This window comes from Solwaraspora sp. WMMD406 (assembly GCF_029626025.1).
Taxonomy (GTDB): Bacteria; Actinomycetota; Actinomycetes; order Mycobacteriales; family Micromonosporaceae; genus Micromonospora_E.
Genome location: NZ_JARUBF010000001.1, coordinates 931,373 through 945,318 on the forward strand (window position 1 = coordinate 931,373; position 13,946 = coordinate 945,318).

The following is a 13,946-nucleotide window of genomic DNA, read 5'->3' on the forward strand; positions in this document are numbered from 1 at the left end:
CCGTAGACGGTTACGGTGACAGCTCCCGTAGAGGCCGGGCTGGGGAGCAAGTTGTAGTAGCGGTTACCATATCTCACGTACGCGCCGTCCGGCCGCGACTGGTAGGAGCGCGTATTCGTCTGCAGCGAGTTCGCGGCCCGTCGAGCATTTGACGGTTACGGATGGTTGCCATCCTCGTCAGAGCGATTGCGCTAGTAGGCGAGGAAGCGGCGCATGGTCAGGGTGTGGGGGTGGTCGGGGCCGAGGACCCGTAGCTGGTCGGTGAGCAGTTGTTCGCTGGCGGTGGCGGCGCCGGCCGCGTCCCCGGCCTCGCCGCGCCAGTAGGCGAGGCTGCCACGGCAGGCAAGGGTGCGAGGGTGGTCGGGGCCGAGGACCCGTAGCTGGTCGGTGAGCAGTTGTTCGAAGGAGGTGGCGGCGCCGGCCGCGTCCCCGGCCTCGCCGCGCCAGTAGGCGAGGAAGTGGCGCATGGTCAGGGTGTGGGGGTGGTCGGGGCCGAGGACCCGTAGCTGGTCGGTGAGCAGTTGTTCGTAGGCGGTGGCGGCGCCGGCCGCGTCCCCGGCCTCGCCGCGCCAGGAAGCAAGGTTGCCGCGGGTGGTCAGGGTGTGGGGGTGGTCGGGGCCGAGGACCCGTAGCTGGTCGGTGAGCAGTTGTTCGCTGGCGGTGGCGGCGCCGGCCGCGTCCCCGGCCTCGCCGCGCCAGGAAGCAAGGTTGCCGCGGGTGGTCAGGGTGTGGGGGTGGTCGGGGCCGAGGACCCGTAGCTGGTCGGTGAGCAGTTGTTCGCTGGCGGTGGCGGCGCCGGCCGCGTCCCCGGCCTCGCCGCGCCAGTAGGCGAGGTTGCCACGGGTGGCCAGGGTGTGGGGGTCGTCGGGGCCGAAGACCCGCAGATAGTCAGTGAGGAGTTGCTCGTACGCGGTGGCGGCGCCGGCCGCCTCTCCCGCCTCCCCGCGCCAGTAGGCGAGGTTGCTGCGGGTGGCCAGGGTGTCGGGGTGGTCCGGGCCGAGGTTCCGCAGGCAGTCGGTGAGGAGTTGTTCGGAGGCCGTGGCGGCGCCGGCCGCGTCCCCGGCCTCGCCGCGCCAGGAAGCAAGGTTGCCGCGGGCGGCCAGGGTGTCGGGGTGGTCCGGGCCGAGGTGCTGGCTGGCGGCGGTGTGCAGGTTGTGGAAGTAGTCTGCGGCGGCGGTGACGAGGCCGGTGCCGCCGAGGCTGTTTCCGGCTTGGAACAGGACGTAGTGGACGCGGTCGTCCCGGTTCCACAGCAGGGTGCCGGTGGTGGTGTGCAGGTGGATGGTGTTGGCGCACAGGTGTAGGGCGTGGGTGGCGTCGTGTTCGGTGTGCGGCCACAGTTCGAGCAGGGCATCGGCGGCGGTGACGGCGAGAGGGCGCCGGTGCTCGTCGGGGGTGGCTTCCCGGGTCGCGCGCTGGACCAGGGCGTGGACGCGTAGTGCGGCGGATGTGGCGGCGTCCCGGGCGGTGCTGGCCAGGCTGAGCCGGTGCAGGGCGCGGACCGCGTCGTGGGTGTCGTCGGCGTCGACCGGCACCCCGAGACGCCACTGGCAGTAGGCGGTGACCGCTCGGGTGACGAACAGGTCGAGCGGGATGCCGTTGGGGTCGAGCAGGGCGGCGATCTGCAGCAGGACCTGGGCGAGGCCGTCGGTGGCTTGGTCGGCCAGGTCGACCGACAGCGCCCACGTGTCGGCCACCGGTGTCGCCTGGTCGTCGGGGAGCAGGTGCGGGGAGAGTGCGGCGAGCCGGCGGCGGGCCAGTCGTTTCCGGTATGCGACGCAGGTCAGATTCCGGTCCAGGATGTAGGTGGCGGCCTGCGCTAACGCCAGCGGCAGATACCCCAGATCAGCGGCCAACCGGTCGGCCTCGTCCAGCCTGGCGGTGTCACCGTCGAGTTTCCCGGCCAGGTAAGCCGTTGCCTCGTCCGGGGTGAACAGGCTCACCGCGATCAGCGTGCGTCCCTGTAGGAGTGCGGCGTCCCGACGTCGAGTGGTGACCACCGTGCGGCCGGTGGCCGTGGCCGGTGGCCACAGGCCGCGCAGGTCGGCCGGGTCGGCGAGGTCGTCCAGGACGATCAGCCACCGCTTGTCGGTGCCGGCCAGCCAGGCCAACAGTCGCCCAGCACCCTGGTCGGGGTCGCTGTCCTCGACACCGGTGACATCGCCGGCCGCTTGGGCGTAGCTGGTCAACACGCTGGAGCGAGAGGTCGCGGTGACCCACACCAGCAGATCGACCTGCCGATCGCGCCACAGTTGTTCGGCGAGGTTCGCCGCGAGCTGGGTCTTGCCGACCCCGCCGAGCCCGGCCAGGACCTGGCACACCACCACCGTCCCACCAGAGCCTGCCGCCGCGAGCGCCTCGTCGGCCGGGCGGTGCTGGCGACGGTCCGCCAGCACCGGCACCACCCCGACCCGGTGCGGCCAGGACACCTGACGGCCGTAGAAATGGTTGTGCTGGGTATTGCCGTCGCCGACCTGTAGCCCTCGGGCGTGCGAGGCGTCGACCTGGTCACCTGCCCGACCGTCACCGTCGGCGCTCACCGGCACGTCCCAGGCCTCAGTTGAAGGTGTTGGTCTGCGTGTTGTGGTCACCGACCTGAACACCCCTGGCCTGACTCGCGTCGACCTCGTACCTACCGGCCCCTGCCCCGATCGGGTCCGCCAGTTCCAGCAGCCGCCGCGCCGCGGCGAGGATCCGCTCGTCGGTGTCCGCGCCGCACTCGGCCAGATTCTCGGCCAGCACCGCCTGCCAGCGGCCCGGCTCGACCTCCCGCGCCTCCAGAGCCTCCTGCGCCTGTGGACGCCCGGCAAGACGACCCCGCAACAGGTTCTTCAACCCGCCGTAGGTATCGGTGACCACCGTCCTGGCCACATCCGTCGAACCCGCCGCAGCACCCGCCACGAGCGCCGCGATGATCGCCTCGACACCAGTCACCATGATCACCTTTCGTGAGGGAGACGACCAATTCTGTCACCAGTGGAAAACCCGCCGACGCCCTGCCCGCTGCAGCGGCAGGCGATGGCGTAGTACTCGTCGGTCACAACCGTTGTCTACCAGCAATGACCTGGCGACGAAACCACCACGGAGGCCTGACTCGAACACGTGTTTTCATGATTGCGCCGGTGACACGGCGGTTCAAGTCGCTTTATGTCGCCAGACGGGTTAATCCGCTGGTCAGAGGCAGTGTCTGGCGCTGTCAGATCCACCTGTTCGCATCGATGCTTGTCAGGATCCCGGCGTTGTTATGCGCGAGTTCGTGCGTGTGGTCTCCGTGGTGGTAGTGGTGTGTGGTTCCCGCTGGCGTAGTGGCTCCAGGTGGTGCCGGCGTTGGCGGCTTGTCTGGTGGCGGTCGTGTGGTGGATGCCGAGGGCGTCGGCGATGACGGGGGCGGGGACCTGGGCGACGAGTTGGCGGAGCGCGGAGACGCGGGCCTGGTTGAGGGGGAAGCCGAGCTTGCGCAGGTTGCGGTGCAGGGTTTGGTAGGTGATGGGCTGGCCGGGGCGGCGTCCGGGGAACAGCCAGCCTTCGGCTGGTGCGGCTGCGGCGAGGTCGCGGAGCAGGCCGGCGATCGGTTCGGGGATTGGTGTGGGTGGGTCGCCGAACCGGATCGTCGGGCCGTTGCCGGATAGTTCGAGGTCGTCGTGGTGGAGTCGGTGGATGCGGCTGATCGGTTGGCCGTAGAGCAGCATGAGGCAGGCGGTGGCCCGTTCGCGTAGGGGCTGGGCCTGGTTGGTGAGGTAGTGCCGGAGCAGGGTGAGTCGTTGTTGTTGGGTGATGGCGGTGCCGATGGTGAACTTGACTGGGGTGAGTACCAGGTGGCGTGGCATGGCCGAGGTGTGGGTGGCCCAGGTGAAGAAGCCGCGGATGGTGTGGCGGTGGCCGGCGCCGGTCGTGACGGCCCAGGTGTCGAGGTCGGTTTGGCTGACGGCGTCTGGTGCGATGCCGTGTGTGTGGAGCCAGTCGAGGAAGGCGTGGGCGGTGTTGAACTGGTTGACCGCGTAGTTGGTGGCGGTGGCGCGTAGTGGCCGGGTGGTGGCGTCGGCGCGGAGTCGTGGGAGCTGGTGCCAGAGGGCGAAGCGGCGGAGGAGCCGTTCGTGGGGGTGGTCGGTGAGCCGGTCGAGGCGGCGGTGGAGCCATGCCTCGAACTTGAGTAGGTGCCCGTCGGCTGGGGGTAGGAGGCCGCAGGCGACGAGGTGGTGTTGGAGGTGGCGGGCGGGGATCGGGCGTGGCCAGGTGTGGAGGGCGTCGTGGGTGAGGTCGAGGTGTCGGTTGGCCAGGGCGGTCAGTAGTTCGGCGGGGCCGGATCGGGAAAGCCAGTGCAGCACCTTCTCCGGGTCGGGGTCGGCGCGTAGATGATCCGTCAGCGCGGCCAGGTGCGCAGCGGGGGTTCCGGTGCTGTCGTGGAGAAGTCGGGCCAGTCGGCGGTTGAGCTTGCATCCCCGGCAGACCGGGCGCCGGCCGCGACGTCCTTTGGGGATGGTGCCGCAGTCGATGCAGTCGCTGGTCATGGCGCCGGCCGTAGGGTTGCCCGTCGTGGCCGGATCGCGTCCGGGTGGCCGGGGCTGGTGCTGCTGTCGCCGGCGGCGAGTCGGCGCGGTGCGAGGTTCTGAGCGCTGGTCACGATGAGGTCGGCGGGGGTGGTGTCGAAGATGTCGCAGAGCGCGGCCAGCACGGGCAGGGACAGCCGTTCGGGTGTGCCGGACACCAGTCGGTGCACCTGGGATGCGGACAGGGTGATGCCGCGTTCGGCGAGCAGCGGCACCAGTTCGGTGGTGTTGAAGATGTTGTGGTCGGCCATCACGTTGCGCAGCCGCCACGTGTAGCTGACCTGGCGTTTCATGAGATCTCTCCGGTGGGTCGCAGGGCGTGGTGCAGCGTCTGGTCCAGGGCTCGGCGCAGGGTGCGGGTGCGGAAGTCGGAGGAGACGCAGGTGTAGATGGCGGTGGTGGAGGAGTGTTCGTGGCCGACCTGCTGCTGCACGAACAGCGGGTCCCAGCCGTCTTCGATCAGGTGGGTTACGTAGGAGCGGCGCAGCGAGTGGAAGTCCAGGCCCGGTCCCAGCCCGAGCGCGTCCCGGTAGGTCGACAGCCGGCTGTTGATCTGCTGCAAGCCGATGCGGTCGGCGCGTTCGGACGGCCACAGCGCCGGGCTGCTGTCGATGGCGAGTAACGGGCGGACCTCAGCTGTCCACTGGTCCAGCATCTCGGCGGTCCACGGCCAGACCGTCAGCACGCTGCGCCGCTTCGGTGGTGACCCTTTCCTCGCCTTGCCGTGGCGTACGTGGCAGACGCCGAACTCGCCGAACTCTGCCGCGTACGGGTTGGTGCCGAAGTCGGCCACGTCCAGCATCCGGGTCTCGGTACGACGCAGCCCGTAGCCGTAGGCGACCTTCAGCAGCGTCGCGTCCCGAAACGCCGGCAACCAGCCCTTACGGCCCGCGCCACGGATGCGGGTGACCTGCTCGTCGGCGTAGTCGAACAACGCCTGCAACTCGGCGACCGTGAACGCCCGCTTCGCCGGGTCAGCCTCGCCCTCCTGCACATGGACGGCGGTGTTCCACTCGTGGCAGACCTGCACCGGGTGCGAGCCGAACCGCTGCTGGCACTCGGCCGCCCAGTCGTAGGCCGGATCGGTCAGGTAGTCGCAAAACAGCCGGACGGCCTCCTGGTAACCCCGCAGCGTCGACCGGCGCAGCCCGCGCACCGACCGCAGATCCATGCTCCACTCGTCGACCATCTGCGGCAGCCACTGCCACGGGTAGCCGCCGGCATGATCGGCGAACGCCCGGATCACCCGCAGCCGCGCCGCGATCGTCAACATCGACAGGTTCCGGGCGACCTGCTGATCGCGCCACCCGTCGAGCATCGCCGCGAACACGCTCTCCTCGGGCCGCAGCAAGGCCACCCCGGAGACCAGGTGGAGGCTCGCGGCACCCTTGACCGTCACGCTGAGTGCAACGCGCGAACCTCGCATCAGATGCGCGATTCCCGCATCCAATGCCGTCGCACCGCAAACCCGCAGTTCAAGGCATTGTCGGACTGAAGATCACCGATCGATTGCTTCGGTGCCGGCACGTCACCCGATCGCCCACGCGACCGTTACCGTTTCAACGAACCGTCCATCCAGCGCGTGCAAACCAGCACGTAATCGCATCTGATCGAACAGGCGGCGGTCGTAGCAAGATATGGCAATTGACCGCCAATCTCGCGCAGCGAGATATGGCCTCTGCTTATCAATCTCGACCGGGCGCGGTCGAGATTCCGGTGGTGCGGGTGGTCAGGGGTCGTCGGCTGTCTGGGCGAGTAGCGCTGTGATGAGGTCGGCCAGTGGGGTAATCGAGTGTCGTTGGGTGTGGGGTAGGCGTTGGTGGTGGTGGCAGCCGGGGCAGTTGCCGGTGTCGTTGGTGGGCAAGGTCAACCGGCAGCGGGCGCAGGCGGTGAGGTGTTCGTCGTCGAACGCGGCGGTGAGGGTGTCGCGGTGGGTGTGGTGGCGTTGCCACCAGGACAGTGCGCGCCACCGCTGGTCGACGTGTTCGTCCCGCCACTGCGGGTAGGTGAGCCGGGTGCCGTAGTGGCGGTTGGAGGGTTGCCAGTCGCGCCAGACGTCGGCCTGGGCTTGTTCACGGCTGCGGGACTGGTCGAGCCAGCGGTGTTCGCCGGGGGTGAGGAGACGCTGTCGCGCGAGGCGGGCGGCGGCGGTGTACCAGGCGGGCCGGTCGTCGCCTCCGTTGGCGAGGTGGGCGAGGTGGTGGACCTGATGGGACCAGGCGGTGTGGTGCGCCCTGGTGAACGCGGCACGCAGCGCCTTGGCGGTGGCGGTGTCGTCGGGGTGGTGTCGCCACCAGTCGGCGAGCGCGGCCAACACGCTGCTGGTGTCGAGGACGGGGGTGAACGGGTTGCGGGGGTCGTGGTCGCGGTCGAACAGATAGGCCAGCAGATCGACGGCGGCGGGGCCGAGGCTCGATTCGAGTTGCTGTGGGTGGCGGCCGAGGTCGCGCAGGGTGTGGGAGCGTAGGCGGGCGAGTTCGGCGGCGTGTTCGCGGTGGTAAGCGGGTCGGGCAGCGGTGGCGATGGTGGCGCGTTCAGTGAGGATCGCGGTGATCGTGGTTTCGGCGGCTTCGGGGTCGGTGAGATTCCAGGCGTGGGTGGTGACGGCGCGGGCGGGGTCGCGGACGAGGCCGGTCGCGGCGACGATGAGCCGGCCGTGTTCGGCGATCAGGTCGAAGTCGGTGACGTGTCGTTGGTAGAGGGTGGAGCGTTTCTCTTCGCGGAGGTGTTTGGCGGTGTTGCGGGTGAACGTGACGGCCCGGTGGACGGTGGTGGTAAACAGCAGCAGGGGCGGGCAGTGCGGGAACCGGCCGCGCCACGCCCGGTCGCGGGCGTAGGCACGGTAACGGTCGAGCTTGGCCTTCAGTTGGTTTTGGGTCATGGAGGCGAGGTCGATCTCCACGAACGCCGCCGTCGCCCTCCCGTCTGGCAGGACGGCTTCGTACACGGCGTCGGGGGTGAGGCGCTTGGTGGTCGTGCCGCCCCATGCGGAGGTGGGGCCGTCCCATTCCTGCCAGCCGGCCCGGTCGGTGGCCCAGCCGGTCATGGTGAGTCCGGCGGGCGGGCCGTGGTCGCGCAGGGCGAGCCACACCTCGGTGATGGTGGCGGCGTGGGCGGAGAACATGGCGGAGGGTCGGCGGCCGTCCGCGAGGGCGGTGCCGGTGATCAGGCGTGCTCCGGCGGGGCGTAGCCACCAGTGGTGTGGTGCGCTGCCGGTGTGGCGGCCGGGCCGGTCGTAGTCGACCATGCCGGCGGCGCGGAGTTGTTCGAGCCGGTACAGGACGGTGCGGGCCGGGGTCGATGTGGCGCGGGCGAGTTGGTCGGTGGTCATGACCCGGTGGTCGTTGAGTAGGAGCAGGAGTTGTTCGCTGGGGCCGCCGGAGGCCCGCAGCCGTAGGGTGGTTCCGGACGGCATCAGCTTTCCTTTCGCTGTCGCGCTGATAAGCGCATCCCCGGGGGGAAGAGTTGACATCTATGTCAGTCGCCGGTCCATGAAGGATGGGCGAAGCGGGGTTGACCTGCTTGTTCACGGCCTGTTGGGTTGCGGATCGGGTGCAGAGCAGTCCGCAACCCCTGACAGCCGCACCGCGCCGGGCACGGACCCGCACCCGGACCGGGCACCTTCTGTCAACGCGCGGACCGGGGCGAACCCCACGAAGGCTGCTGTTCAACCTCGAACCATCCTGTTCAACTACTAATCGGACGTCTTCTGGTGGTGGACTTCTGTCAGGCGTGGTGGTGACAGACACCTTCGGGGACCTGACAGCCGCGCACCGCCACCGCCACCGCCACCGCCGCAACGGGATCGGGTGGTGGGTGTCCGCTGGGTGGACAACAGCCCCGGCGCGAGCCGCGAGGGGCGAGCTACCCCTTCACCAAGGGATTACAAAAACGGGCAGCCGATTGGAAAACCCCAGGCCACAGCACTTCGCCCGAGTACACGATCCGTCGGCTTCATCCCGATACGCGCCGACTATCAGCAAACACCGAAGACCGGGGTCCTCTACCTATAGAGGGGAAGCGTGGATGGTCGAACTTTCCGTTCGCGCGAGAAAATCTTGGCCACCGGCGCGCGTAGGCTCGTGACCACGGGCCGGTGCTCCAGGAACCGCGCCCAGTGGTGAGCAGCAACGGACGGGGACGGGGATGCAACCAACGCTCCGCGCCGGCAACCGGCGTCGCTGACAGGATCCCCCGCCGTGCTCACCCCGCCCCCGCCGATTGCGTCACCACACGGCGGGCTGGAACCGGTACGAACGCGGGCCGACCTTACGGTCCTCGGCCAGATCGAAGCCCAGGCCCGCACCCGCATCACGCTGACCATCCCGAGCACCGTCATCGACCCGGACACACCGCCGATCTCGCTGCCCATGGTCGACTTCCGCCTCCACGTCATGCGCGCCCCCGGACCCATGCGGGACCGGGCCTGGCGGCACCTCGCCGAGGCCGCACGCGCCCACCGCGGCGATTGGAACCTGTACGCGCTCGGCGTCGCCTACCCGAAACTCCGAACCCAGGCCAACAGGCTCGCCGCGTACCTCGCCCCCGGCCCGGCCGCCCAAGCCCACTACACCCTCGCCATCGAGTTCCTGTTCGCCCTGCACCGCCTCGACCTGACCACACCGCAGCTCTTCCCTCGGCTGACCGACGCCGCCTACACCCACGCCAGCGGACGCAAACGACAACACCCACCACCCCTGTATGACCTTGACGCGCTACCCGACGACCGCATCCCCCGCGCCGAACACGGCAACCCCGAACACGACGCCCACCTCGACGACGCCAACCAGGAAACCGTCCACGACGTCCTGAACCGCCTCGTCGCCCAGGCCAACACCCGCACAGGCCGGCAGACGATCAGCGACACCCAGGCCGCCCTGATCCGCCGTACCTACCTCAACGGCGATACCCTGCGCGCGGTCGCCGCCGACCTGCACCTCAGCGAACCCAGCGCCTCCAAACAACGCACCCGCGCCGCCACCACCATCGCCAGACTCCTCGGCCGACACGACCTCATCGAACCCACACCCACCCGTCCGGCCGCCCGATACGACCCGCCAGAGCGGAGATAGCCACCACCGTGCCCGCCGGTCAATCCGGAGGCGGGCCGCCGTCACCGGTCAGCGCCGCCCGGGTGCCGAACGCCAACTCGATCTCCGTTTGCAACAGCGACAGAGCCTCCCGCGACGGCGGATCATCCTCAGAGATCCACATACAGTGATCCTCCAGGTCGTCCACGCACACCAACACCGGCCCGGCGAACGGCTCCCACGGAACGACCACGCTCCAGTCGTCCACCCCACCCTCGACGCAATGCACGTACAGGACCACACCGCCGCCCCCGGCGACACGACCGAACTCACCGCCCAGGGCGATCACACGCGGCGCTTGGTCGAAGGCAACCTGAGCGTCAACAGCGGAAGCCCACCGGACCCGCACCGCCGCAGCCGCCACGAAATCGCTCAGCCCGTCACGCGGGGCATCAGGGTCCGGATGCGCCAACTCCCACGCCAACCGCTCCGCCAGCCTCCGCCGACGCCGCTCAGCCCGCCGGTCGACGTCAGCCACGATGATCTCCGGCGGGCGTTCTGGCATCAGCACGGGGCACCCCCATAGCTTGACACTCCCGCCGGCCAGGGAGGCATGCGAACTATGACCAGCCGCTGAGTGCGAAGGGTGCCCGGTCTCGAAGCGCGCGTACGCAGGCGGGCGGTGTACGCCAGCATGTCAGCGAGAATCCGTGCGATCTTGGCGCACTTGTGCGGCTCGGCGTTGACCGGCTCGCCGTGCCGGCTCTGGTCGAAGGCCACGGCGAAGGCGAGGCCGACGTGGGCGAAGCCGCTGGCATTGCGGTGGTGCAACGTGGTGACCAACTATGGCTCCGAAGGGCTAAGGCGCACACCTATTTCTTCACCGGCCTCGCGGCCGATGGCGGTGACCGCGTGTTCGCCGGTCAGCGGTAGGTTCAAGTCGGCGCAGGCCGCGCGGAGCCCTCTTCCGCGTGTAATTTTAGTTCGCCTACGGTTGATCTGCGATTGGGGTTCACATGCGCGAGATCGTGCGCAGGTCCGTACGGGCGATTCTCTTCGATGAGCACGACCGAGTGCTCTTGATCAAGCGAACCAAGCCTGGTCGGGATCCCTATTGGACGACTCCCGGTGGTGGCCTGGAGCCGACGGATTCCTCATTGGAGTTTGCGTTACGCCGCGAGCTGCGCGAAGAGCTGGGCGCTGAAGCGGAGCAGTTCAGTCAAGTGTTCCTTTTCAGCTCACCTGCCGGCGAGGGAGTATCGGTCCAGCACTTCTTCTCCTGCCGCCTGACCCGAGTGGATGAGAACGAGCGCAATGGGCCAGAGTTTTCCGATCAATCCCGTGGTGTCTATCTGCTGGACTGGGTGCCCATCGATCGAATCCCTGACGTTGACCTGAAACCGGATGCGCTCAAGGACTTTATCGTTTACAACGCAGAGTCGCTGCTTTCGGTGTGATTTCGTGGGAGTCGCCAGAACCGTGCCGGATTACCAGATACAGCGGACAGCCACGCGCACTTTTAATACCTCGGCAGAGCCAGCTGACCCCGGTGCTGATCGCCGCAACAGCATCGATTGCCATCCAGTGCGACATAACCCAATCGTTGAGCCGTAGGCAGATTGTGGCCATGGGTCTCTCGCTGGATATGGGTCGTCGAGGTGGAATTGCCCTAACTCGCTGCTAGCGTGAGGTTGGGCTGCTGGGCGCGGAGGAGTTGGGCGAGAGCGGCGATGCGCAGTAGCGGTGTCAAGTCTGGGCGAGGGAGAGGATCGTCGCTGAGAAGCCGGGATACCGCGTCGCGGACTGCGGCATGCAGCGGTGAGTCGTCGACGACCGTGTCGCGCAGGAGTCGATCGCCACGGTGAGCGGTGATCCGATGCTGGTTGCGGTCGAGCTGCCAGCCGTCCGGGGCGGTGACGGGGTCGAGGTGCGCGACGAACCTGGTTTGCCCGGCGTGCACGGTGATGTGGCGGTGCCGGTCGTCTGACGGCCGTCGATCTCGACTCCAGTGGCTGTTGCCGATGGGGCCTGTTCGGGGGGTGCTGCCGAGGATGACGGTTGACCCGGTGATGGTCGAGGCGAGGTCGACGCTGACGCTGTGGCCGTCGAAGGCGATGGTCGTCCGTTCGGTGAGCGCGGAAACGAACATGCGCGAGTCGTAGGTGGCGGTCAGTTCGGAGCGCTGCGGGTCTCCTGTGAGGTACGCGGCCCAGATGTCGGCCGGCAGGAACTGGCGTAGCGCGGTGAGCATGTGTAGCCACTCATAGCCGAGGACCCCGTAAGAGCGGTCGACGAAGCGTCCGCGTGAGATGTCGACGGTGCGGTCCTTGCTGAACGTGATGCCGATGTGGTCGATCGTCGCCTCGGGCTCAAGTTCGCCGACGATTTGCCGTAGCGCGGCGAGAGCGCGGCTGTGCCGGTACTGGTCGACGAGGACCAGCCTGGCGTTGCGGTGGCTGGCCAACAGGGCGGTCAGTTCGGCAATCTCGTGGCCTTGGCAGGCGGGCTTTTCCAGTAGGACCCTTGCCTGCGGATCGCGGGCCAGGATCGATCGGAGGACCGGAAGGTGATCGGCGGTGGGACAGCATACCGACCACAGGGCCACGGCCGATGCGACGGCGTCGGGTAGCTCATCGACGCCGGTGGTGAAGCTGCGGAAGTCTTTGGGGAGATCCTGGTGTTTGGGGTCGAGGATGGTCAGTGACGCGCCTGCCTCGGCGAGAATCTCCGCGTGCAGGCGTCCGGCGACGCCGTAGCCGACGACGCAGGCCCGTAGTCCGCCGACGCCGTGTGTGGTGCCGGAGATCTCGGTCGTGGCCGGAGTGTTGGCTGGTGGCGTGGCGAGGTACGTGTCGTAGTAGGCCTCGTAGAGTCCGGCGCCTCGCACAATGTCGTTGACGATCTCGACGTGTACGCCGGGTGGCAGTTGGTCTGCGTTTCGGCACAGCCATCCGGCGGCGATCAGCGTGCCGGCCCGGTAGGCGTCGTAGCCCTGGTTGGGTATGGCGTCGGCTTCATACAGGTTGAGCGAGCGGCCGTCACCGAGCACAGTGACGTGACGGCCGTCGTCGAGGCGGTACCTGCGTCCGATGCCGGGGATGAGCGTCGCTTGTCCGCTGTATTCGGGGGTGGCGAGCAGGCTGAAGTCTCTGGTGGCAAACGGTGCGAGAAACACGCCGTCCGGTATGAGAGCCAGGTCTGTAGCGGTGATCGCGTCGCCTCCGGTGGTACCGACGACGAGAAACGGGGGTGCGGTCGTGAGCGCGTCGCTGACGCGGCGGTGGGTGGTGTAGCCGGCTTCAGCGGCGGTGATGAGGGAGAGTGGGTCGGTGTCGACGACGTGGACCTGAGCTCCCTGGGCGCGCAGGCTGTCCGAGAGGCGCGAACCAAGCTCGCCGAACCCGATGACAAGCACCCGACGTCCACTGAGCTTGTGGGCGGTCAGAAGGGCTCGCAGCCGGCGGGCGCAGGATTCGGCGATCTCTGGGTAACCGAGGCGCGTCTTGAGTTCGGAGCGGGCGAGGTTGAGCACCGGGACCGCCAGCGGCCCGGCGGTGCCGATGCGCTTGAGCCCCGACACGGTCAGCTCGATGGCGGCGTCGACACGACGGGGCGCATCTTCGCCACCGTACCCCTGCGCGATGAGCCCGCCATCGTCGATGACGAGCACCCGGCATCCTGCGGCGTGGGCGTCGTCGATGAAGGCATCGACACTGGCTCGCGCAGCGGCAAGGTCGATCTCGTGGCTGGCGGGCGCGTTGATGGCGGTGTTGTCCAGGACGCCGCTGGCGATGCCGTGGGCGAGCAGCGTGGCGTGAACTCGGTCGCGTCGGTGGGTGTGGTCGCCTTTGGCCAGGGCATAGATCCGGTGTACCGGGATTCCGGCGCGGTGGATGCCGAGTAGGAATCCGAGCGTGTTCTCGACGTAGTGATCGCGAAAGATCAAGGCCCAGCCGTCAACGCCGAGATCGGTGGTGGCGTACCGGTCGATGAGGGGCAGATGGGCGCGGATGCGGGCCAGCTCGCTACTGCTGTGCCGGCGCAACCGCAGCGTCAGATCGTCGACCAGTACGGTCTCCGTCGTGTCGTCGGCGCGGGAGTCGAGCAGGATCTCAAGGTGCGTTTCGGACTCCAGGTTGTGGGCCTGGGTGTCCGGGGCCGGCGGGAGGTGGGTGCGCCAGCGGATGGTGAGATCCACTGAACGGTCCTCCTGTCGGACGGCAGCCGTGTCGGGATGTGGGTAGGTGACCGACAGGCCGTGTTCAGAGGCGATCTGCTCCAGCGCTGCGCGCAGCTCGTCCGGGCTCAACGGGCCGTGTAGGACGTGCCAGTTCCGGTCGCGTTGGGGGTGCTGGGTGGTCATCATGTC

Annotated in this window: 11 protein-coding genes; 3 read left to right on the plus strand and 8 right to left on the minus strand. The window is 68.4% G+C overall.

The window, feature by feature from the left end; all coding sequences use genetic code 11:
- Window positions 1–191: 191 nt before the first annotated feature.
- From fxsT to O7632_RS04200, 6 genes are all read right to left on the minus strand, one after another.
- The gene (gene fxsT / locus O7632_RS04175; RefSeq protein WP_278111580.1) at window positions 192–2,540 is read right to left on the minus strand and encodes an FxSxx-COOH system tetratricopeptide repeat protein; all 2,349 of its coding nucleotides are present in this window, start codon (window positions 2,538–2,540) and stop codon (window positions 192–194) included.
- Window positions 2,541–2,556: 16 nt separating this feature from the next.
- Window positions 2,557–2,934, minus strand: a complete 378-nt coding sequence (locus O7632_RS04180; RefSeq protein ID WP_278111581.1) for a hypothetical protein — start codon at window positions 2,932–2,934, stop codon at window positions 2,557–2,559.
- A 308-nt stretch (window positions 2,935–3,242) separates the two neighbouring features.
- Window positions 3,243–4,508 (minus strand): hypothetical protein, encoded by a 1,266-nt coding sequence (locus O7632_RS04185; RefSeq protein ID WP_278111583.1) that lies wholly within the window; start codon window positions 4,506–4,508, stop codon window positions 3,243–3,245.
- Window positions 4,505–4,840 carry a helix-turn-helix transcriptional regulator gene (locus O7632_RS04190; protein ID WP_278111584.1) on the minus strand — a complete coding sequence of 112 codons (336 nt, stop codon included), beginning with the start codon at window positions 4,838–4,840 and terminating at the stop codon, window positions 4,505–4,507. Before O7632_RS04190 ends, O7632_RS04185 begins: the two co-directional genes overlap by 4 nt.
- Window positions 4,837–5,973 (minus strand): site-specific integrase, encoded by a 1,137-nt coding sequence (locus O7632_RS04195; RefSeq protein ID WP_278111586.1) that lies wholly within the window; start codon window positions 5,971–5,973, stop codon window positions 4,837–4,839. The genes O7632_RS04190 and O7632_RS04195 overlap by 4 nt, the downstream gene beginning before the upstream one ends.
- Window positions 5,974–6,276: 303 nt before the next feature.
- Window positions 6,277–7,962 carry a replication-relaxation family protein gene (locus O7632_RS04200; RefSeq protein ID WP_278111588.1) on the minus strand — a complete coding sequence of 562 codons (1,686 nt, stop codon included), beginning with the start codon at window positions 7,960–7,962 and terminating at the stop codon, window positions 6,277–6,279.
- A gap of 784 nt (window positions 7,963–8,746) precedes the next feature.
- Here O7632_RS04200 and O7632_RS04205 point away from each other — a divergent pair.
- Window positions 8,747–9,619, plus strand: a complete 873-nt coding sequence (locus tag O7632_RS04205) for a hypothetical protein (RefSeq protein ID WP_278111589.1) — start codon at window positions 8,747–8,749, stop codon at window positions 9,617–9,619.
- A gap of 19 nt (window positions 9,620–9,638) precedes the next feature.
- On the opposite strand, the gene O7632_RS04210 is transcribed toward O7632_RS04205, so the two are convergent.
- A complete protein-coding gene (locus O7632_RS04210; RefSeq protein WP_278111590.1) occupies window positions 9,639–10,142 on the minus strand; it encodes a hypothetical protein in 504 nt (167 codons plus the stop codon).
- Between the two features lie 164 nt (window positions 10,143–10,306).
- Here O7632_RS04210 and O7632_RS04215 point away from each other — a divergent pair, with 164 nt between their 5' ends.
- Window positions 10,307–10,510: a hypothetical protein gene (locus tag O7632_RS04215; RefSeq protein WP_278111591.1), complete on the plus strand. Its 204-nt coding sequence runs from the start codon at window positions 10,307–10,309 to the stop codon at window positions 10,508–10,510.
- 83 nt (window positions 10,511–10,593) lie between these two features.
- Window positions 10,594–11,034, plus strand: a complete 441-nt coding sequence (locus tag O7632_RS04220) for an NUDIX hydrolase (RefSeq protein ID WP_278111592.1) — start codon at window positions 10,594–10,596, stop codon at window positions 11,032–11,034.
- A 212-nt stretch (window positions 11,035–11,246) separates the two neighbouring features.
- Here O7632_RS04220 and O7632_RS04225 read toward each other — a convergent pair whose 3' ends face one another.
- A complete protein-coding gene (locus tag O7632_RS04225) occupies window positions 11,247–13,943 on the minus strand; it encodes an NAD(P)-dependent oxidoreductase (RefSeq protein WP_278111593.1) in 2,697 nt (898 codons plus the stop codon).
- Window positions 13,944–13,946 lie beyond the last annotated feature (3 nt).

Excerpts from the sequence above, each read along its gene's own strand:
- O7632_RS04185 (WP_278111583.1), bottom strand. The coding sequence starts at position 4,508 with ATGACCAGCGACTGCATCGACTGCGGCACCATCCCCAAAGGACGTCGC.
- O7632_RS04190 (WP_278111584.1), bottom strand. The coding sequence starts at position 4,840 with ATGAAACGCCAGGTCAGCTACACGTGGCGGCTGCGCAACGTGATGGCC.
- O7632_RS04195 (WP_278111586.1), bottom strand. The coding sequence starts at position 5,973 with ATGCGAGGTTCGCGCGTTGCACTCAGCGTGACGGTCAAGGGTGCCGCG.
- O7632_RS04200 (WP_278111588.1), bottom strand. The coding sequence starts at position 7,962 with ATGCCGTCCGGAACCACCCTACGGCTGCGGGCCTCCGGCGGCCCCAGC.
- O7632_RS04210 (WP_278111590.1), bottom strand. The coding sequence starts at position 10,142 with ATGCCAGAACGCCCGCCGGAGATCATCGTGGCTGACGTCGACCGGCGG.
- O7632_RS04220 (WP_278111592.1), top strand. The coding sequence starts at position 10,594 with ATGCGCGAGATCGTGCGCAGGTCCGTACGGGCGATTCTCTTCGATGAG.
- O7632_RS04225 (WP_278111593.1), bottom strand. The coding sequence starts at position 13,943 with ATGATGACCACCCAGCACCCCCAACGCGACCGGAACTGGCACGTCCTA.